Raw genomic sequence first — 17,676 nt, 5'->3', positions numbered from 1 at the left:
TCAAGGACGTTCAATGCCTTCCAGGCCCCGGCTTTCGCCTCTTTCCGCAGCGCTCGCAATCACCTTCGCAGCCCTGCTCGCATCGCCGGCCCTGACCCAGGCCCAGACACTGAACGAACTCTATGACGCCGCCCGCGGCTACGACGCCACCTACCAGGGCGCGCGGGCTCAGTACGAGGCCAACGTCGCGCGTGCCGCGCAGGCCAAGGCCGGCATCCTGCCCGCCGTGGGGCTCACGGCCGGCGTGACGCGCAGCGACCTCGACATCGACACCCTCACGGGCGCCGGCCGCGGCACCACTACGCCGCGCGACTTCAACACGCAGAACGTCGGCATCAACGCCACGCAGCCGCTGTACCGGCCCGCCAACTGGGCCACGTACGAGCAAGGCAAGCGCCAGGCCGACATCGCGCAGGCGGTGCTCACCATTGCCGAGCAAGACCTGATCGTGCGCGTGAGCCAGGCGTATTTCGACGTGCTCGCAAGCCAGGACAGCCTGGCGCTCGTGCGCGCGCAGAAGGTCGCCGTGGCCGAACAGCTGGCGTCGGCCAAGCGCAACTTCGAGGTCGGCACCTCCACCATCACCGACTCGCGCGAGGCGCAGGCCCGCTACGACTTGGTGATCGCGCAGGAGATCGCGGCCGAGAACGACCTGCAGGTGAAGAAGATCGTGCTCGACCAGTTGGTCGGCCGCCCCGGCAGCGTGCCGGTGCCGCTGCGTGTGCCGGTGGTGCTGCCCGCCGCCGTGCCCGCGGACATCAACGCCTGGGTCTCGCAGGCCGACGAGGTGCATCCCTCGATTCAGCAGGCCCGCCTGGGCCTCGATGTGGCCGGGCTCGAAGTGGACAAGGCCAAGGCCGGCCACAAGCCCACGCTCGACGCCAACCTGGGCTACAACGTCACGCGCAACCCGACGGGCACCAGCACGAGCACCGTGGGCACGCGCGTCAACGCAACCACGGTCGGCGTGACCTTCAACCTGCCGCTGTTCGCCGGCTTCGCCACCGAGAACCGCATCAAGGAAACGCTGGCGCTCGAAGACCAGTCGCGCAGCGTGCTCGACGGCACCCGCCGCAGCGTGGCGCAGGCCACGCGCGCGGCCTACCTCGGGCTCGTCTCCGGCGCGGGACAGGTGAAGGCACTTGAAGCGGCCGAGGCGTCGAGCCAGAGCGCGCTCGACGCCAACCGGCTCGGCTACCAGGTGGGCGTGCGCATCAACATCGACGTGCTGAACTCGCAAAGCCAGCTGTACCAGACCAAACGCGACCTGGCGCAGGCGCGCTACAACGTGCTGCTGGGCAACCTGAAGCTGCGCCAGGCCAACGGCACGCTGACGACCGACGACATGAATGCGATCAACGCGACGCTGGCGAGTAATGGCAGCGTGCCGGCCGTGCCCTCTGCCACCGGGCCTGATCGCAGCACCACGGTGCCGCCTGCGACAACCGTGACGCCGCCGAGCATTCCGGTGATCCCGCCGGTGCCGGTGCAGCCGTTCAATCCGCCAGCGCCGACGATGCCGACCGCGCCCGTACCACCGGTGATCCTGAACCCGCCGGTGCGCTGACCGACCGTCGTCGTCAGTCCAGCGTGGGCTCGGCCCGCGTCGGCTCTTCGTCCAGCGGCTCGCCTGCCGCCGTCACCGGTTCCGCTGCCTGTGCAATCGCCAGCACCGCCGCCGCCGTTCGCTCGGCAGCTCCGCGGTTCGATGAAGAGAACGCCAGCGCAGCCTGCGCCATCGTGGCGCGGCGCTCGGGGTTCTCGACCAGTTTCAGCGCGGCCGTCACGGCCTGCTCCATGCCCTCGACGCGCAGCGACGCACCGGCCGCCAGCGACAACTGCGCCGCCTCGGCGAAGTTGAAGGTCGACGGGCCCATGATCACCGGGCAACCGCAGGCGGCCGGCTCGATCAGGTTCTGGCCGCCCAACGGCTCGAAGCTGCCGCCGAGCAGGGCCACGTCGGCCAGGCCGTAGTACAGCGCCATCTCGCCCAGCGAATCGCCGAGCCAGATCTCGGCGTCTGACGGCTGGCCCGCCGCGCTGCGGCGCGCGACGGCAAAGCCCTCGGCCTCGATCAGCGCCGCCACTTCGTCGAAGCGCTGCGGATGGCGCGGCACGATCATCCATTGCACGTCGTGCACGCGCTTCGAAATCGAGCGGATCGCGCCCTGCTCGGGCGGCACGGGCGAGGTTGCGCCGAAACGCTTGAGCACTTCGAGCAGCAGCCGCTCCTCGCCGTCGCGCGAGCTTGCGAGCACGACCATCGGCTTGGGCAGGCGCTCGCGCAGCGACACGGCCGCGTTCAGCTGCCGCGCATCGGGCGTGGCGTCGAACTTGAGGTTGCCATAGATGCCGGCCACCTTGGCGCCGAGCGACACCAGGCGGTGCGCATCGGCCTCGGTCTGCGCCCACACGGCCGTGAGGGCCGAGTAGGCGGGCCGTGCCAGCCATGCAAGCCGTTCGGCCGAGGCCAGAGATTTCTCGTTGAGTCGCGCGTTGGCCAGCACCAGCGGAATGCGGCGCGCGGCGCAGGCGGCGGCCATTTCGGGCCAGACCTCGGTTTCCATCAGCACGCCGATGCGCGGCTGGAACTTGTCAAGGAAACGCGCCACCGCACCCGGCGTGTCCCACGGCTGCCAGACCTGCGTGTCGCCGGGTTCGAGCAGCTTGGCGCCTTCTTCGCGGCCGGTGGCGGTGCCGTGCGTGAGCAGAATCGGAATGCCCGGGTACTGCCGCCGCAGTTCGGCGATCAGGATGGCGGCCGCGCGCGTCTCGCCGAGCGAGACCGCATGCACCCAGCACTGGGCCTGGCCGGTGGTGGCTTCGTCGTAGTGGCCGAAGCGCTCTTCCACGGCCACCCCGTAGCCCGGCTCGGCCTCGGCGCGGCGCCGCAGCTTGCGGCGCACGAGCGGTTGCACGACGGTGGTGAAGACGCCGTAGAGGCGAAGCAGCAAGGAACGCACGGGCTCAGTTCAGTGGGCGGCTTCGGCCAGTTTGGCGTCGGGCTTGACGGTTCTCAACAGGGCCAGCATCTCGGCTTCGATGCGCTTCAATGCGGCATCGGTCTGGCCTTCGAAGCGCAGCACCAGCACGGGGGTGGTGTTCGATGCGCGGATCAGGCCGAAGCCATCGGGCCAGTCGACGCGCAGGCCGTCAATCGTCGAGACCTTGGCAGGCGCCGCGAAGCTCGCACCCTTCACGAGCTTGTCGACCACCGCGTGCGGCTCGCCTTCGGCGCAGGCGACGTTGAGTTCGGGCGTCGAGAAGCTGGTGGGCAGCGCGTTGAGCACATCGCTCGCGTTCGTGCTCTTGCTCAAGATTTCGAGCAGCCGGCAGCCCGCATAGGTGCCGTCGTCGAAGCCGAACCAGCGCTCCTTGAAGAAGATGTGGCCGCTCATCTCGCCGCCCAGCGGCGAATCGATTTCCTTCATCTTCGCCTTGATCAGCGAATGGCCGGTCTTGAAGATCATCGGCACGCCGCCCGCCGCCTCGATGGCCGGTGCCAGGCGCTGCGAGCACTTCACGTCGTAGATGATGGTGCCGCCGGGCACGCGCGACAGCACGTCCTGTGCAAAGAGTTGCATCTGGCGGTCGGGGAAGATGTTCTGGCCGTCCTTGGTGACGATGCCCAGGCGGTCGCCATCGCCGTCGAAGGCCAGGCCCAGTTCGGCATCGCCCGTGGCCAGCGCGGCCATCAGGTCCTTGAGGTTTTCGGGCTTGCTGGGGTCCGGGTGGTGGTTGGGGAAGTCGCCGTCGACTTCGCTGAACAGCTCGGTCACTTCGCAGCCAATGGCGCGGAAGATGGCAGGTGCCGACGCACCCGCGATGCCGTTACCCGAATCGACCACGATCTTCATCGGCCGTGCCAGCTTGATGTCGCCTGCAATGCGCTTGACGTACGCGTCGGTCACGTCGACCTTGCGCACGCTGCCGCCTGGGGCGAGCTGGGCGGTGCCCGCTTCCATGGTCTTGCGCAGGCCCTGGATCTCGTCGCCGTAGATCGCGCGGCCGGCCAGCACCATCTTGAAGCCGTTGTAGTCCTTGGGGTTGTGGCTGCCGGTGACCTGGATGCCGCTCTTGCACAGCGTGTGAGCCGCGAAGTACAGCATAGGCGTGGTGACGGCGCCCACGTCGATCACTTCGACGCCGGTGGCCACCAGGCCCTTGATCAGTGCCTCTGCCAGCGCGGGGCCCGACAGGCGGCCATCGCGCCCCACAGCCACCGACTTCTCACCGGCGGCGCGGGCTGCGCTGCCGAAGGCCCTGCCGAGCGCTTCCGCCACCTCCGTATCGAGAGTGACGGGCACGACGCCGCGAATGTCATAGGCCTTGAAGATCGACGCGCTGAGCTGCATGAAAGGCGTTTCCCTGTTGGTTTTGTAAACGGGGCATTGTAGGCAAGGCTCCAGATGCCCACATGTCCGAAAACGGCCAGTTGAAACGAGTCGAAACCGTATCATTTCCCCATGCCTACCAGCCACCCCCCCACCGAAGCGCTCGAGAGCGACGCCTGCTACCTGGCGATGAAGACGCATGATGCGCGCTTCGACGGGTCGTTCTTCACCGCAGTGACCTCCACCGGCATCTATTGCCGCCCGGTCTGCCGCGTCAAGCTGCCGCGGCGCGAGAACTGCCGGTTCTTCCGCCACGCGGCGCAGGCCGAGGCCGCGGGCTTCCGCCCCTGCCTGCGCTGCCGGCCCGAGCTGGCGCCGCGTGCAGCCAGCTGGTCGACCGAAGACGCCTCGCGCATCCTCGCGCTGCAGGCGGCACGGCTGATCGACGAGCCCGACGCCTGGTCGGAAGACGGCCCGGGCGCAGCGCAGATTGCGGCGCGGCTCGGCGTGAGCGATCGCCACCTGCGGCGCATCTTCGAGGTGCAGTTCGGCGTCTCGCCCCTTCAATATCTGCAGACGCGCCGCCTGCTGGCCGCCAAGCAGCTCATCGCCGACACCCGCCTGCCGATGACGCAGGTGGCACTGGCCAGCGGCTTCGCCAGCGTGCGGCGCTTCAATGCGGCCTTTCTGGAGCACTACGGCCTGAACCCGAGCGCCCTGCGGCGCGCCGGTGGCGCCACCGTCGAAGGTGGCGAAGGCAAGGCCATCGAGGTGCGGCTGGGCTTTCGCCCGCCCTACGACGCCAACGCAATGCTGGGCTTCTTCGCGCGCCGTGCGCTGCGCGGCGTCGAAGTCGTATCCACAGCGGACGGCAAGGAGCCCGCCAAGGGCAGCACGCCCACGTATGTAAAGCTGACCCGCACGCTGCGCGTTCAGCAAAGCGGACAGGCGCATGCGGGCTGGCTGCAACTGCGCTTCGACCTCGAACGCGAGCAACTGCTGCTGTCGGTCAGCGATTCGCTGGCCGCGGTGCTGCCCATTGTCATCAGCCGCGCGCGCGCACTGTTCGATCTCGACGCCGAGCCCATGGCCATCAACGCGGCGCTGCATGCGGCCTTCCCGCATGGCGACGGGCTGCGCGTGCCGGGCACGGTCGACGGCTTCGAGCTGGCGGTGCGCGCGGTGCTGGGCCAGCAGATCACGGTGGCTGCGGCGCGCACGCTGGGCTCGCGGCTGGTCGAGGCCTTCGGCGAGCCGCTGGTCACGCCCATCGAAGGGCTGAACCGCCTGTTCCCCACGCCTGCGGCCATTGCCGCCGCGAGCGGCGATGCGCTGGGGCAACTCGGCATCGTGCGGCAGCGGCAGACGGCTCTGCACGCCATTGCCCGCGAAGTCGCGTCCGGCAAGCTGGCGCTGCATGCGGGCGCCGACGTGCCTTCGACCATCGCGGCGCTGCAGGAGCTGCCCGGCATCGGCGCCTGGACCGCGCAGTACATCGCGATGCGCGCGCTGCGCTGGCCCGACGCCTTTCCCGCCGGCGACGTGGCACTGCAGAAGGCGCTGGGCGTGACCACCGCGCGCGCGGCCAGCGAGGCCTCGCAAGCCTGGCGGCCGTGGCGCAGCTATGCGGTGCTGCGGGCCTGGCACGCGCCCTCTTCCTCTCCTGTGTCTCCTGTGACTGCCACCGAAACGGCGGCCGCGGAACTCCCCCTCATCACTACGGCAGGCCTCACCGCCTGAAACGTCATGAAGTTCAAAAGCAAAGTCATCTACACCTCGCACATCGACACACCTCTCGGCGGCATCACGATGGCGGCCACCGACCAGGGCCTGGCCGGCGTCTGGTTCGACCAGCAGCGCCATTGGCCCGACACCGCCGGCTGGATCACGAAAGACGACCACCCCGCGCTGGTCGAAGCGGCCGCGCAACTGCACGACTACTTTGCCGGCAAGCGCGAGAACTTCGACATGAAGCTCGACCTGTCGCACGGCACCGCGTTCCAGCAGAGCGTGTGGCAGCAACTGCTGGCCATCCCGGCTGGCGCCACCACGAGCTATGGCGCGCTGAGCGTCAACGTGGGCAACCCGGCCGCCGTGCGCGCAGTGGGCGCGGCCGTGGGGCGCAACCCGATCAGCGTGATCGTGCCCTGCCACCGCGTGCTGGGGTCGGACGGATCGCTGACCGGTTACGCTGGCGGGCTCGACCGCAAGACCGCCCTTCTGGAGCTTGAAGGCGCGCTGTAAGAACATCCAACGAAGAAGAGACAAAGAGCGAAAGACGCATGACCACAACGAACAACAACATCGCAGCCGCCAAGCCCCTCGCACCCACCGCCTGGCTCATCGACCTGGTGCTGCTGGGCGCGCTCTGGGGCGCGTCTTTTCTCTTCATGCGCATCGGCGCGGCCGAGTTCGGCGCGCTGCCGACGGCTGCGGTGCGAGTGGCGATCGCCGCGCTGTTCCTGCTGCCCATCGCGCTGCTGCGCGGCCAGGGACCGTCTCTCGCCAAGCACTGGAAAGCCAGCTTCGCGGTCGGTGTCTTCAACTCGGGCATGCCGTTCGCGCTGTTCTGCTTCGCGCTGCTGACCATCAACACCGGCCTGGCCGCTGTGCTCAATGCCACGACGCCGATGTTCGGCGCGCTCGTGGCCTGGGCCTGGTTCCGCGAGCGGCCTGCGGGCTCGCGCATCGTCGGGCTGGTGATCGGCTTTGCCGGCGTGGCAATGCTCGCCAGCCGCAGCGCCGGCCTGCACGCAGGCGCCAGCGGCAATGCCGCGCTCTTCGCGGTGCTGGCCTGCCTGGGTGCGTGCCTGTGCTACGGCATCTCGGCCAGCGCCACGCGCGCCCATCTGGGCGGCGTGCCCGCGCTGACCACAGCCACCGGCAGCCAGATCGGCGCCACGCTGTTCCTCGCCCTGCCCGCCTTCTGGCTCTGGCCCGCGCAGATGCCCAGCCTGCGCGCCTGGCTCGCGCTGCTGGCGCTCGGCATTGCCTGCACAGGCGTTGCCTACATCCTGTTCTTCCGGCTGATCGAACGCGCGGGCCCGGCGCGCGCGCTGACGGTGACCTTCCTGGTGCCGGTGTTTGCGCTGTTCTACGGCGCGGTGTTCCTCGGCGAGAACATCACGCAGTGGATGCTGATCTGCGCGGCCGTCATCGTCTGCGGCGTGGCGCTGTCGACGGGCATCGTCAAGCTGGGCTCGCCCCGCAAGGCCTCGGCCTGAGCGCGCTTCGGCGGGGCGCCTACACGGCGCCTGCGACGACGTTCACCGAGAGTGCGAGCACCAGCATGTTGAACGCGAAGGCCAGCACGCTGTGCAGCAGCGTGATGCGCCGCATCTCCTTCGACGTCGCCTGCACATCGGACACCTGCGAGGTCATGCCGATCACGTACGAGTAGTAGAGAAAGTCGAAGTAGTCGGGAGCGTCGTCCTTGCCCGGAAAGTCAAGCCCGCCGTCGGGCGTGCCGCTCTTCTGGTCGATGTAGTAGCGGTGCGCGTAATGAAAGGCGTAGATCGTGTGCATCATCAGCCACGAGCCCGCCAGCGCCACCAGCCCGAGCGCCACATGCGCCGCGCGCTCCCAGCCGCTCAGCGCCTTCACCTGCTGCAGCAGCATGGCGATGGCCACCACGCTGGCGCCGACCACCACCAGCATCGAGACCAGGATCACCACGTTGGGCTGGTCCAGCGACTGCGCGCGCTCGCGTGTGCGCTTCGCATCGAAGGTGTCGGCCAACCACCACGACAGCACCTGGTAGACCGCCACGGCCACGCACCACCCGGCCAGTGCGCGCGCCATGCCGCTCATGGCCACTGGCATCAGCGCCGCGGCAGTGGCGCAGCCGGAGACAGCGCCGTAGAAAAGACGTTGGGGACCGGTGGTGGTGGAAAGGTGTTTGCGCATGGCGGCACTGTAGCGCCGCGCCATCGCGCCCGACCTGCGGCTGTTCGCCGACGCCTCGGGCGTGTGGAAGAGCAGCGGCCGATTCAGCGCGCCGCGTCCGACAGCAGCGCTGCGCGCACTTCCTTCTTCAGCACCTTGCCCACCTTGGAGCGCGGCAGGTCGAGCCACACCTCGATCTGCTTGGGCGCCTTTACGCTGCCGATGCGCGACTTGACGAAGGCCTTGATCTCCTCCACGTCCAGCTGCCGCCCGGCATGCAGCTGCAGCACGGCCACCACGCGCTCGCCCCACTTCTCGTCGGGCAGGCCGACGACTGCGCTGTCCTGCACGTCGGGGTGCTGCATCAGCACCTGCTCGACTTCGGCGGAGTAGACGTTGAAGCCGCCCGAAATGATCATGTCCTTGGCGCGGTCCACGATGTAGAGAAAGCCGTCGGCGTCGAGGTAGCCGATGTCGCCGGTGTGGTGCCAGCCGTGGCGCGAGGCCTCTTCGGTGGCGCGCGTGTCCTTGTAGTAGCCGAGCATCACGAGCGAGCCGCGCACCACGATCTCGCCGCTCTCGCCGCTCTCGCCTGTGGGCAGCAGCGCGCCGTCGCCGTTCATCACGCCCACCTGCACGAGCGGCCCGGGGCGGCCGGCCGATGACAGGCGGTGGCGTGCAACGGTGCCGTCATTGTTGAAGTGGTCGCGCGGCGACATCATCGAGATCATCATCGGCGCCTCGGTCTGGCCGAAGAGCTGAGCCATGACGGGGCCGATCTTCTGCAGCGCTTCTTCGAGCCGCGCGGCCGACATGGGTGCCGCGCCGTACCAGAAGCATTGCAGCGAATCGAGCTTTGCATCTGCCAGCTGCGGGTGCTGCAGCAGCATGTAGATCAGCGTAGGCGGCAGGAAGGTGTGAGTGACGCCGTGTTCTTCGATGAGGCCGAGGAACTCGCCCAAGTCGGGCTTGGGCATGATCACGACCTGCCCGCCCAGCGCCATCACAGGCAGGCACAGCACGCCGGCCGCATGCGTGAGCGGCGCAAGCGCAAGGTAGACGGGCCGGCCCTCGAAGGGATAGCCCATCAGCGTCAGCGCCGACATCGCCTCGAGGTTGCGCCCCGACAGCATCACGCCCTTGGGCTGGCCGGTGGTGCCGCCGGTGCCGGCGATCATCGCGACGTCGTCGACCACCGGCACATCGATGGGCGCATCGTCGGCATCCCCCAGCCATTGGTCGAGCGATGGCGCGAAGGGCTGTGCCTTGTCGAGACAGACCAGCGTCGTCACCTTGGGCAGGTCAGCCCGCATCTGCTCGACCAGCGGTGCGTAGTTGCTGTGGAAGATCAGGCAGTTGCAATCGAAGGCGTCGAGCACGTAGCGGTTCTCGGCAGCCTCGTTGCGCGGATTGATCGGGCACCACACAGCCGCTGCGCGCGACAGCCCGAAGACGCATGCGAAGGCGACCGGGTCGTTGCCCGACAGCACCGCCACCTTGCTGCCCGGGGCGATGCCGCTGCGCCGCAGCGCCCGCGCCACGCGGTTGCTGAAGCGCTGCACGTCGCCGTACGACAGCAGCACGGCCCCCATGCGCAGGCAGGGCGCCGCGGCTCCCAGCGAAGCGCCCTTGTCCAGGTAGTCGATCAGGCGCATGGGAGTCAGCCCAGCCGGGTGAGCACGGGCTCCTGCACCAGTCCGAAGCTGCGCAGTGCGCCCAGCAGCTCGCGATGCCCGAAGGCCTGGCAACCCGAGGCGAAGCCGGCGCGCCGCGGCGCCTGCTGCAGCAGCGAGGCCGCCGCATAGGCCTGCAACAAGCCGGTCTGCTTGTAGTTGCAGTTCCCAAAGATCACGCAGTGCATGCGGCCCAATGGACCGGAGGCATGCACCGAATCGACGGACTTGTTGATGCGCGGGTTCTCGCGCGGGGGCATGGTGTTCATCACGCCTGCCGCCGTCTGGGCCAGTGCGGCATAGCGATCCTCGTCGTTCATGCCCTCGGTGGCCTTGAGCGCGGCGGCCACGATGTGCGGCACGCCCTGCATCAGCGGCTTGTTGAAGACCCCGCCGAGCACCTTCACATTGGCCACGCGCGGATCGCGCTTGAACCATACCGGGTGCGAGGTGCCGCCCCAGGGCAGTGCCAGTGCCGCCTCGTGCTGGCCGGGAATCGACAGGTGGTGCAGGCCCGCGTCGGGCTGCCACTCCACGTACTCGTTCTGCTCCAGGTAGTAGGCCTTGGACGTGGCCGCATTGACCAGGATGGTCTGGGTGGATGCGATGGTCGGGCTGCCGCCCCAGAACACGGCGATGTCCAGCGTGTCGAGCCCGGGCGTCTCCAGGCACAGCTGCGCCGCGATCTCACCGGTGGTGTACATCTGCGCCAGGCCGGGCGAAAGCAGCAGGCCCGCGGCGGCGAACTTGGCGCCGTACTTCTGCTCGAGCGTGATGAGCCAGTCCTGCTCGCCGGTGGTGTCGGTGTAGTGGCAGCCGGCGGCCAGGCAGGCCTCGACCACCTCGGGGCCGAACCTGGCGAATGGCCCCACCGTGTTGAGCACCACCGAGGCACCGGTGAAGAGCTCGGTGAGCGCCGCCGCCGAATGCTTCACCTCCACCACCTCGTAGCTCGCGGTCTCGATGCCGGGCACGTTGGACTTCATCGCCGCTTCCACCTTCTGCGCGCTGCGGCCTGCGGCGATGAAGGGGATGTTGTACTCGCGCAGGTATTCGCACACCAGTCGCCCGGTGTAGCCGGAGGCGCCGTAGACGACGACTGGCTTCTTCTTGCTGCTGCTCATGTTGTGTCTCCTTTTTTGTGTGCTCACATGCCCATGCCGCCATCCACCGCGATGCCTGCGCCGGTAATGAACCGGGCCGCATCGGAGCAGAGGAAGACCACCACGTCGGCCATGTCGCCGACTTCGCCGAGACGGCCCAATGGCGTCTGGCCGATCACGTCGCCCACGGCCGCCTCGACGCTGGGCGCGAGCCCTGCGGCCACGATGTCGCTGGCGAGCTTCATGCCCATGTCGGTCGGCACCAGCCCCGGGTAGATGCAGTTCACGCGCACGCCGTAGCCCAGCTTGCCGGATTCCATGGCCGCGACACGGGTGGCGCGGTCGACTGCGGACTTGGTGGCCGAGTAGCCCGCAATGGCCGGGAAAGCGATCGTCGCCGCGACCGATGCGATGTTGACCACCGCCCCGCCACCGCCCGCGCCGCCACCAGGACGCATCGCACGGAACGCGTGCTTCATGCCGAGCAGCGTGCCGGCCACGTTCACGTCGAGCATGCGGCGCAGGTCGTCGCCGTCGACGTCGATCACCAGCGAGGTGATCTCGATGCCGGCGTTGTTGACGAGGATGTCGAAGCCGCCTAGCTCTTTCACGGTGGTTTCTGTGGCCGAGGCCCAGTCGCCGTCTTTCGTGACGTCGAGCGGCACGAAGCCCACCTTCGCTCCCGACGCGGACAACCTGGAAGCGGTTTCGCGCCCCAGGTCGGCAAGCACGTCGCCAATCATCACGGACGCACCAGCCGCCGCCAGTGCTTCGGCGATGCCCGCGCCAATGCCGCGCGCACCACCCGTCACCAGGGCCTTGCGCCCTTTCAAGTCGAACTTGGCCATCACTTGTCTCCTGTAGATGTGTTGTGAGATGGAGCGGCCATCGTAGAAATCGACTTTACGGGTGTCAAGTTTTTCTTTGACGATTGTCAAAACTTCGTAAAATGGCATGTGTGGCGCGCCGGATGCGGGTTCTCCCGCTTGCGTGCTATGGTTTGCAATCACGAAGAACACAGGGGCCGGCATGCGTGCGGTCCGGCTTTCAATGACGACACATCAACGGCTAAAGAAACACGCTGAACGAGTGCCCAAGGCGCGGGTCGACAAATTCTCGGAACGGCGCGCCGAACTGGGCGAGGCCGCGCTGACCACGCTGGCGGCACTGGGCTATGCACGCACCAGCCTGCGCGAGATCGCCCAGAACTCAGAGTTCTCGCATGGCGTGCTGCACTACTACTTCAGCGACAAGGTCGACCTGATCATCTGCAGCGTCAAGCAGTACAAGGCGCGCTGCGTCACACGCTACGACCACGCGGTGGAAAGTGCCACCACCTACGACGAGCTTATGGAGGGCTTCCTGCAGAGCCTTGGCGACACGCTGCGCGACGAAGGCCACGTGCACCGCCTCTGGTACGACCTGCGTTCGCAGGCGCTGTTCGAAGAAGCCTTCCGCGCCGATGTCGTGCAGATCGACAAGAGCCTCGAAGACATGATCTGGCGCATCATGAGCCGCTTTGCCGAGCTCTCGGGCGAAGCGCCCGGCATGCCGCCCTCGGCCACCTATGCGCTGTTCGACGGACTGTTCCAGCAGGCACTGCTGAAGCACCTGTCGGGCGATGCGAAGGCCATCGACGACATGCAGGCCGATGTGCGCCAGGCCATCTCGCGCCTGTTCGCTGCACCTGCCAAGGCCGCAGCGTCGGCGCGCAAGCGCCGCGCCTGAAACGAAGAGCCGGGCATCAGGACCCCGGCCCTTTCGCCGGCGCGACGGCACGCGCCCCCGCCCACTGCCCGCTCTCGCACAGATCGCGCACCACGTCGCCGATCAGCGTGCACACGGCGCGCTTCGCATTCGTGGTCGGCAGATGCACGGATACGCATAGCCCGAGCGTGCGAAACATCGACGGCGAGTCGATGCGATGCGCAACAAGCCGGCCTTCCTGCACTTCGCGCTGTGCGAGTCCAAACGGCATGATGGTCGGCCCCAGCCCCGCCTCCACCGCCGCCTTCAGCGTGTAGACCGAATTGATCTCCGCGGCCACCTGCGCCGCGGAATGCCCCGACTGCTCCAGCACCGCATCGACCAGCCAGCGCGTGCAGTGGCCGTGCGCATTGGCAGGCCACACCAGCGGCCGCGCGGTGGCCTGCGCAATGCTCACGTCGCCAGGCGGCAGTGCATGCGGGCTCTGCGGCGATTCGAGAAACACGAAGTCTTCTTCCACCAGCGGGACGAACCGGATGTCCTCCGCCGGCATGGCGGGCGAAAACACTGCCACGTCGACGCGGCCGCGCAGCAACTGGTCGGCCATGTTGCCGGTGAGTTCCTCGTTCAGATGCAGCACCACGTCGGGATAGCGCCGGGCCGCCGCGCGCATCAGCGGCAGCGCGATCATGGGCGACACGCTCTGCGGCAGCGCTGCCACCACCGAGCCCACCACCGAATCGGCCGCAACGTGCACCGCGGCCTTGGCGTCGCTCACCTGCTTGGTGATGCCCTGCGCGTATTCGTAGAAGACCTTGCCCGCCTCGGTCATCGCCACACCGTTGCGGCTGCGCAGCAGCAGCTGGGTGCCGAGCTCGGCTTCGAGCTCGGCCATCTGCTTGCTCAAGGCCGACTGTGCAATGAAGAGCTGCTGCGCGGCGCGCGACAGGCTGCCGCAATCCACGATGGCAACGAAGTACTTGAACTGACGCAGCTCCATCGAAGGGCCTCCGGCCGCGCACTGCGGGGTGCAGGCAAGGCCGGGGATTCTAGGCCGCACATCTCCGCTCGGGCACTCAGGCCCCAGCCGGGGCGACGACCTTTCCGGGGTTGAAGATGTTGTGCGGGTCCAGTGCCTGCTTCACGGCGCGCATCAGCGCCACCGTGTGCTCGCCATGCTCCTCGACGAGGTACTTCATCTTGTGCATCCCCACGCCGTGCTCGCCGGTCGAAGTGCCGCCGTGGCGCAGCGCGCGTTGCACCAGCCGGTGGCTGAAGGCCTCGGCGGCTTCGTTCTCCGCTGCGCTGTTCGGGTCCACCAGCACCAGGCAATGGAAGTTGCCATCGCCGACATGGCCGAACACCAGCACCAGCAGGCCGTGTTCGGCGATGTCGGCCTGCGTCTCTTCGATGCACTGAGCGACCGCGGACAGAGGCACGCACGCGTCCGTGGTCAGGCTGCGGCTGCCCGCCTTCAGCTGCAGGCAGGCAAAGTAGGCGTGATGGCGCGGCGTCCACAGGCGCGATCGCTCCTCGGGCCGGTTGGCCCACTGGAAGGCGCCGCCGCCGTGGTTGCCCGCGATCTCCCGCACGATGCCGGCCTGCTCGTCGATCTGCGCCTGGCTCGCGCCGAACTCCAGGAACAGCGTCGGGTTCTCGCCCAGGCTGGTGTGGCTGTGCGCATTCACGGCGCGGATGGTCAGCGCGTCCAGCATCTCGGCGCGCGCGAGCGGCACGCCCATCTGGATCGACTCGATCACGCAGTCGACCGCCGCGCGCACCGACGGAAAGTGCACCACCGCAGCCGCATACGCCTCGGGGTGCGGATGCAGCCGCACGGTGGCCTCGGTGATCAGCCCCAGCGTGCCTTCGGAGCCGCAGTACAGCTGAGTGAGGTTGTAGCCCGCCGAGCTCTTGCGTGCCCGCGAGGCGGTGTGCGCCGTGTCTCCATTGGCCGTGACCACCGTCAGGCTCACGAGGTTGTCGCGCATGGTGCCGTAGCGCACGGTGTTGGTGCCCGACGCGGCCGTGGCGATCATGCCGCCGATGGACGCATTGGCGCCGGGATCGACCGAGAAGAAAAAGCCGGTGCCCATCAGCTCCGCGTTCAGCTGCCCGCGCGTCACGCCTGCCTCGACCGTGGCCGTGAGGTCACCGGGGCGAATTGCCAGCACCTTGTTCATCTGCGAGAAGTCGACGCACACGCCGCCCTCGACGGCCAGCAGGTGCCCCTCCACCGACGAGCCCACGCCGAAGCCGATGACCGGCACGCGCTCGCGGGCGCAGGCCCGCACCACGAACGCCGTTTCTTCGGTGCTGCGCACGAACACCACCGCATCGGGCGGCTGCGGCAGGTAGGTCGACTCGTCGGTGCCGTGCTGCAGCAGCACGGCCGGGCTGGTGGAAAAGCGCTCGGCAAACTTGCGCTGCAGCAGCGCGATCAGCTCAGGCGACGGGGAACGCCGCGTGTTCGAACTCACGACCGTGTCCATGGGGTTCTTTCAAGGAGGCAGATAAACGGATCAGCGCTTCGGCTTGACGAACAGCACCAGCACCGCGCCAGTCACCAGCAGCCCGGCAAGCATGTGCAGGCCGGCATCGGTGCTCTGCGTCGCGTCCTTGATGAGACCGATGAGAAACGGCGCGCTGAAACCCGAGAGATTGCCGAAGGAGTTGATGAGTGCAATGCCCGCGGCCGCCGCAGCGCCGCCGAGAAAAGCCGTCGGCATGCCCCAGAACACCGGAAAGGTCGACATGATGCCCATCGTGGCCAGCGTGAGGCCGGCCATCGCGAGCGTCGCGTTGCCGTGGAAGGCCACGCTCAGCACCAGGCCGATCGCGCCGACGATGGCGGCCAGCGCGCTGTGCCAGCGGTACTCGAGCCGGCGGTCGGCGCTGCGGGCCACGAAGTACATCGCGATCACGCCAAAGGTCCATGGAATGGCGCTGAGCAGGCCGATGTCGAGCGCGCCCTTCACGCCGATCGCCTTGATGATGCTCGGCAGCCAGAACGAGATGCCGTACAGCCCCGAGGTGTACGCGAAGTACACCAGCGCCAGCAGCCACACACGGCCGTTGCCCAGCACACTCAGGATGCGCGGCTCGGCCTTGCCGGCGTCTTCGGCGGCAATGTCGCGGGCAATGAGTTCGCGCTCGGCGGGCGTGAGCCACTGCACGTCCTTCACGCGGTCGTCGAGGTAGCGCCACACGACCAGGCCCAGCGCCACGGTCGGCAGGCCTTGCAGCAGAAACAGCCACTGCCAGCCGGCCCATCCGTTGACACCGCTCATGCCCTGCAGGATCCAGCCCGAGATCGGACCGCCGAGGATGCCCGCGAACGGAATCGCCGCGAGGAACAACGACGTGGCCTTGCCGCGCCGCGCGGCCGGATACCAATAGGTGAGGTACAGGATGATGCCGGGGAAGAAGCCCGCCTCGGCTGCGCCGAGCAGGAAGCGGATCACGTAGAACGACACTGGCGAACTCACGAACATGGTGGCCGCCGAGAGCAGGCCCCAAGTGATCATGATTCGCGCGATCCAGCGGCGCGCACCCACCCGGTGCAACACGACGTTGCTCGGCACCTCGAACAGGAAGTAGCCGATGAAGAAGATGCCCGCGCCCAGCCCGTAGACCGCGTCGCTGAACTGCAGGTCGCCCTGCATCTGCAGCTTGGCAAAGCCGACGTTCACGCGGTCGAGGTACGCCACGATGTAGCAAACGAATAGCAGCGGAATCAGCCGCCACCCCACCTTGCGGTAGACGGCGTCGGAGGTGCTGTCGAAGCGGCCCCTGTAGGGCGGCGTTGCGATGGTGCTGGTGCTCATGGGTGCGTCGCTTTCGTTCGTTCTGGCCCGGTTGCAGCCAATAGTCTCGTTCGCACCCCGCCGCGCCGGTGCGGGTTTCTACGCAAGATTCATATGGATTGAAGATCCGCGTATCTCCGAACGAGATGCACACGCCGCCGATTCGCCGAAGTGTTGTTTCATAAGGGCTAACCCTGCGCTCCAGGCCTGTTCCTCCGCGTAGATGAATGTAATAATTTAGTTACAACATTACTCATCAACCGGAAGAAGGCCTCCATGACACACCGCACTCTTCATCCCTCGCTTCGCACCGTCGCTCGCGGTACAGCGGGTTTGCTTCTGGCAGTTGGCGCCTCGGCGCATGCCTTTGTGATCGGTGTCAGCGAAGGCGTGAGCTACAACGTGTCCGACGCGCAGGTCACCGCCCGCTTCGAGCCCATTGCCGAAGTGCTGTCCAAGGCGCTCAAGCAGCCGGTGACGGTGAAGGTGCTCAATTCGTACAACGGCGCGCGCGACGCGCTGAAGCAGCAGCAGGTCGACTTCGCCTTCGTGCACCCGTCGCACGTGGCGCTCGCGGCCATCAAGAGCGGGCAGTACAGCGCCTTCGCCTGGACCACCGGCTACACCGACTACAAGGTGTCGTTCCTGTGCAAGGAGCAGCAGCCCATTTCCGACTGGAAAAGCGTGGCGGGCAAGCAGCTGGTCATGCCTGATGCCGACTCGATCACCGCGGTGATCACGCGCGCGATGCTGCGCGAACAGGGCCTGCAGGGGCCGACGGCGGTCAAGGTCACCAACACGCGCTTCCAGGAGGCCGTGCCCTTCTACGTGCAGAACGGCTTTGCGGCTTATGGCGCGACGGCCGCCTCCAGCGTAGTCAAGACCTGGAAAGACGGCGGCGGCAAGGTCTGCGCGGAATCGCGCGCTGTGCCTATCAAGCAATGGCTCGCGTCACGCAAGCTCGATGCGGCCACGGTGAGCGCGGCGCGCGAAGCCTTGCTGAGCCTGGGGCAGACCGACGCGGGCAAGCGCGCGCTCGCGGCATCGAGCTACGTCGGCTTCGTTGCGCCTTCGGCCGATGTCGAGGCCTCGCTGATGAGCTGGCTGGGAATCTGAGGGCAAGGCAGAGGGCAAAGCCGCACGCGCACGCCATCTGCCCGACCCGGGC

The 17,676-nt window shown here is 67.7% G+C and carries 15 protein-coding genes; 6 read left to right on the top strand and 9 right to left on the bottom strand.

The window, feature by feature from the left end:
• The first annotated feature begins 13 nt into the window (after positions 1 to 13).
• The gene (locus ACSFBF_RS23265) at positions 14 to 1,567 is read left to right on the top strand and encodes a TolC family outer membrane protein (RefSeq protein ID WP_435471075.1); all 1,554 of its coding nucleotides are present in this window, start codon (positions 14 to 16) and stop codon (positions 1,565 to 1,567) included.
• Between the two features lie 13 nt (positions 1,568 to 1,580).
• Here the strand turns inward: ACSFBF_RS23265 and ACSFBF_RS23260 are convergent, their stop codons facing one another.
• Positions 1,581 to 2,963, bottom strand: a complete 1,383-nt coding sequence (locus tag ACSFBF_RS23260; protein ID WP_435471073.1) for a 3-deoxy-D-manno-octulosonic acid transferase — start codon at positions 2,961 to 2,963, stop codon at positions 1,581 to 1,583.
• 9 nt (positions 2,964 to 2,972) lie between these two features.
• Positions 2,973 to 4,355: a phosphomannomutase/phosphoglucomutase gene (locus ACSFBF_RS23255; protein WP_435471071.1), complete on the bottom strand. Its 1,383-nt coding sequence runs from the start codon at positions 4,353 to 4,355 to the stop codon at positions 2,973 to 2,975.
• Between the two features lie 111 nt (positions 4,356 to 4,466).
• Here ACSFBF_RS23255 and ACSFBF_RS23250 point away from each other — a divergent pair, with 111 nt between their 5' ends.
• The 3 genes from ACSFBF_RS23250 to ACSFBF_RS23240 are packed head-to-tail and all read left to right on the top strand — an operon-like array spanning position 4,467 to position 7,558.
• Positions 4,467 to 6,074, top strand: coding sequence for a DNA-3-methyladenine glycosylase 2 family protein (locus ACSFBF_RS23250; protein WP_435471069.1), 1,608 nt, complete (start codon positions 4,467 to 4,469; stop codon positions 6,072 to 6,074).
• Between the two features lie 6 nt (positions 6,075 to 6,080).
• Entirely contained in the window at positions 6,081 to 6,578 is a 498-nt protein-coding gene (locus ACSFBF_RS23245) for a methylated-DNA--[protein]-cysteine S-methyltransferase (RefSeq protein ID WP_435471068.1), read from the top strand.
• A 38-nt stretch (positions 6,579 to 6,616) separates the two neighbouring features.
• On the top strand, positions 6,617 to 7,558 hold the full coding sequence (locus tag ACSFBF_RS23240) for a DMT family transporter (protein ID WP_093058236.1): 942 nt from the start codon (positions 6,617 to 6,619) through the stop codon (positions 7,556 to 7,558).
• 19 nt (positions 7,559 to 7,577) lie between these two features.
• Here the strand turns inward: ACSFBF_RS23240 and ACSFBF_RS23235 are convergent, their stop codons facing one another.
• From ACSFBF_RS23235 to ACSFBF_RS23220, 4 genes are all read right to left on the bottom strand, one after another.
• A complete protein-coding gene (locus ACSFBF_RS23235) occupies positions 7,578 to 8,240 on the bottom strand; it encodes a DUF1345 domain-containing protein (RefSeq protein WP_435471066.1) in 663 nt (220 codons plus the stop codon).
• An 83-nt stretch (positions 8,241 to 8,323) separates the two neighbouring features.
• Positions 8,324 to 9,874 (bottom strand): AMP-binding protein, encoded by a 1,551-nt coding sequence (locus ACSFBF_RS23230; protein ID WP_435471064.1) that lies wholly within the window; start codon positions 9,872 to 9,874, stop codon positions 8,324 to 8,326.
• A 5-nt stretch (positions 9,875 to 9,879) separates the two neighbouring features.
• Positions 9,880 to 11,016 carry a DUF5938 domain-containing protein gene (locus ACSFBF_RS23225; RefSeq protein WP_435471062.1) on the bottom strand — a complete coding sequence of 379 codons (1,137 nt, stop codon included), beginning with the start codon at positions 11,014 to 11,016 and terminating at the stop codon, positions 9,880 to 9,882.
• 23 nt (positions 11,017 to 11,039) lie between these two features.
• The gene (locus ACSFBF_RS23220; protein WP_435471060.1) at positions 11,040 to 11,843 is read right to left on the bottom strand and encodes an SDR family NAD(P)-dependent oxidoreductase; all 804 of its coding nucleotides are present in this window, start codon (positions 11,841 to 11,843) and stop codon (positions 11,040 to 11,042) included.
• A 241-nt stretch (positions 11,844 to 12,084) separates the two neighbouring features.
• Between ACSFBF_RS23220 and ACSFBF_RS23215 the strand changes: the two genes are divergently transcribed.
• Positions 12,085 to 12,723, top strand: a complete 639-nt coding sequence (locus ACSFBF_RS23215; protein ID WP_435471058.1) for a TetR/AcrR family transcriptional regulator — start codon at positions 12,085 to 12,087, stop codon at positions 12,721 to 12,723.
• Positions 12,724 to 12,739: 16 nt separating this feature from the next.
• On the opposite strand, the gene ACSFBF_RS23210 is transcribed toward ACSFBF_RS23215, so the two are convergent.
• The 3 genes from ACSFBF_RS23210 to ACSFBF_RS23200 all read right to left on the bottom strand — a co-directional run bounded on the left by ACSFBF_RS23210 (position 12,740) and on the right by ACSFBF_RS23200 (position 16,529).
• Positions 12,740 to 13,702, bottom strand: coding sequence for a LysR substrate-binding domain-containing protein (locus ACSFBF_RS23210; protein WP_435471056.1), 963 nt, complete (start codon positions 13,700 to 13,702; stop codon positions 12,740 to 12,742).
• Between the two features lie 76 nt (positions 13,703 to 13,778).
• Positions 13,779 to 15,194 carry an FAD-binding oxidoreductase gene (locus ACSFBF_RS23205; protein WP_435471055.1) on the bottom strand — a complete coding sequence of 472 codons (1,416 nt, stop codon included), beginning with the start codon at positions 15,192 to 15,194 and terminating at the stop codon, positions 13,779 to 13,781.
• 30 nt (positions 15,195 to 15,224) lie between these two features.
• Positions 15,225 to 16,529: an MFS transporter gene (locus tag ACSFBF_RS23200; RefSeq protein WP_435471054.1), complete on the bottom strand. Its 1,305-nt coding sequence runs from the start codon at positions 16,527 to 16,529 to the stop codon at positions 15,225 to 15,227.
• Between the two features lie 255 nt (positions 16,530 to 16,784).
• Between ACSFBF_RS23200 and ACSFBF_RS23195 the strand changes: the two genes are divergently transcribed.
• Entirely contained in the window at positions 16,785 to 17,624 is an 840-nt protein-coding gene (locus ACSFBF_RS23195) for a phosphate/phosphite/phosphonate ABC transporter substrate-binding protein (RefSeq protein WP_435471052.1), read from the top strand.
• The last annotated feature ends 52 nt before the right edge of the window (positions 17,625 to 17,676 follow it).

This window comes from Variovorax nivicola (assembly GCF_051216475.1).
Lineage (GTDB): Bacteria > Pseudomonadota > Gammaproteobacteria > Burkholderiales > Burkholderiaceae_C > Variovorax.
Note: the sequence above shows the minus strand (reverse complement) of the source record. Positions and strands in the feature narration are given on the sequence as shown.

Excerpts from the sequence above, each read along its gene's own strand:
- ACSFBF_RS23265 (WP_435471075.1), top strand. The coding sequence starts at position 14 with ATGCCTTCCAGGCCCCGGCTTTCGCCTCTTTCCGCAGCGCTCGCAATC.
- ACSFBF_RS23255 (WP_435471071.1), bottom strand. The coding sequence starts at position 4,355 with ATGCAGCTCAGCGCGTCGATCTTCAAGGCCTATGACATTCGCGGCGTC.
- ACSFBF_RS23250 (WP_435471069.1), top strand. The coding sequence starts at position 4,467 with ATGCCTACCAGCCACCCCCCCACCGAAGCGCTCGAGAGCGACGCCTGC.
- ACSFBF_RS23245 (WP_435471068.1), top strand. The coding sequence starts at position 6,081 with ATGAAGTTCAAAAGCAAAGTCATCTACACCTCGCACATCGACACACCT.
- ACSFBF_RS23240 (WP_093058236.1), top strand. The coding sequence starts at position 6,617 with ATGACCACAACGAACAACAACATCGCAGCCGCCAAGCCCCTCGCACCC.
- ACSFBF_RS23235 (WP_435471066.1), bottom strand. The coding sequence starts at position 8,240 with ATGCGCAAACACCTTTCCACCACCACCGGTCCCCAACGTCTTTTCTAC.
- ACSFBF_RS23230 (WP_435471064.1), bottom strand. The coding sequence starts at position 9,874 with ATGCGCCTGATCGACTACCTGGACAAGGGCGCTTCGCTGGGAGCCGCG.
- ACSFBF_RS23225 (WP_435471062.1), bottom strand. The coding sequence starts at position 11,016 with ATGAGCAGCAGCAAGAAGAAGCCAGTCGTCGTCTACGGCGCCTCCGGC.
- ACSFBF_RS23220 (WP_435471060.1), bottom strand. The coding sequence starts at position 11,843 with ATGGCCAAGTTCGACTTGAAAGGGCGCAAGGCCCTGGTGACGGGTGGT.
- ACSFBF_RS23210 (WP_435471056.1), bottom strand. The coding sequence starts at position 13,702 with ATGGAGCTGCGTCAGTTCAAGTACTTCGTTGCCATCGTGGATTGCGGC.
- ACSFBF_RS23205 (WP_435471055.1), bottom strand. The coding sequence starts at position 15,194 with ATGGACACGGTCGTGAGTTCGAACACGCGGCGTTCCCCGTCGCCTGAG.
- ACSFBF_RS23200 (WP_435471054.1), bottom strand. The coding sequence starts at position 16,529 with ATGAGCACCAGCACCATCGCAACGCCGCCCTACAGGGGCCGCTTCGAC.
- ACSFBF_RS23195 (WP_435471052.1), top strand. The coding sequence starts at position 16,785 with ATGACACACCGCACTCTTCATCCCTCGCTTCGCACCGTCGCTCGCGGT.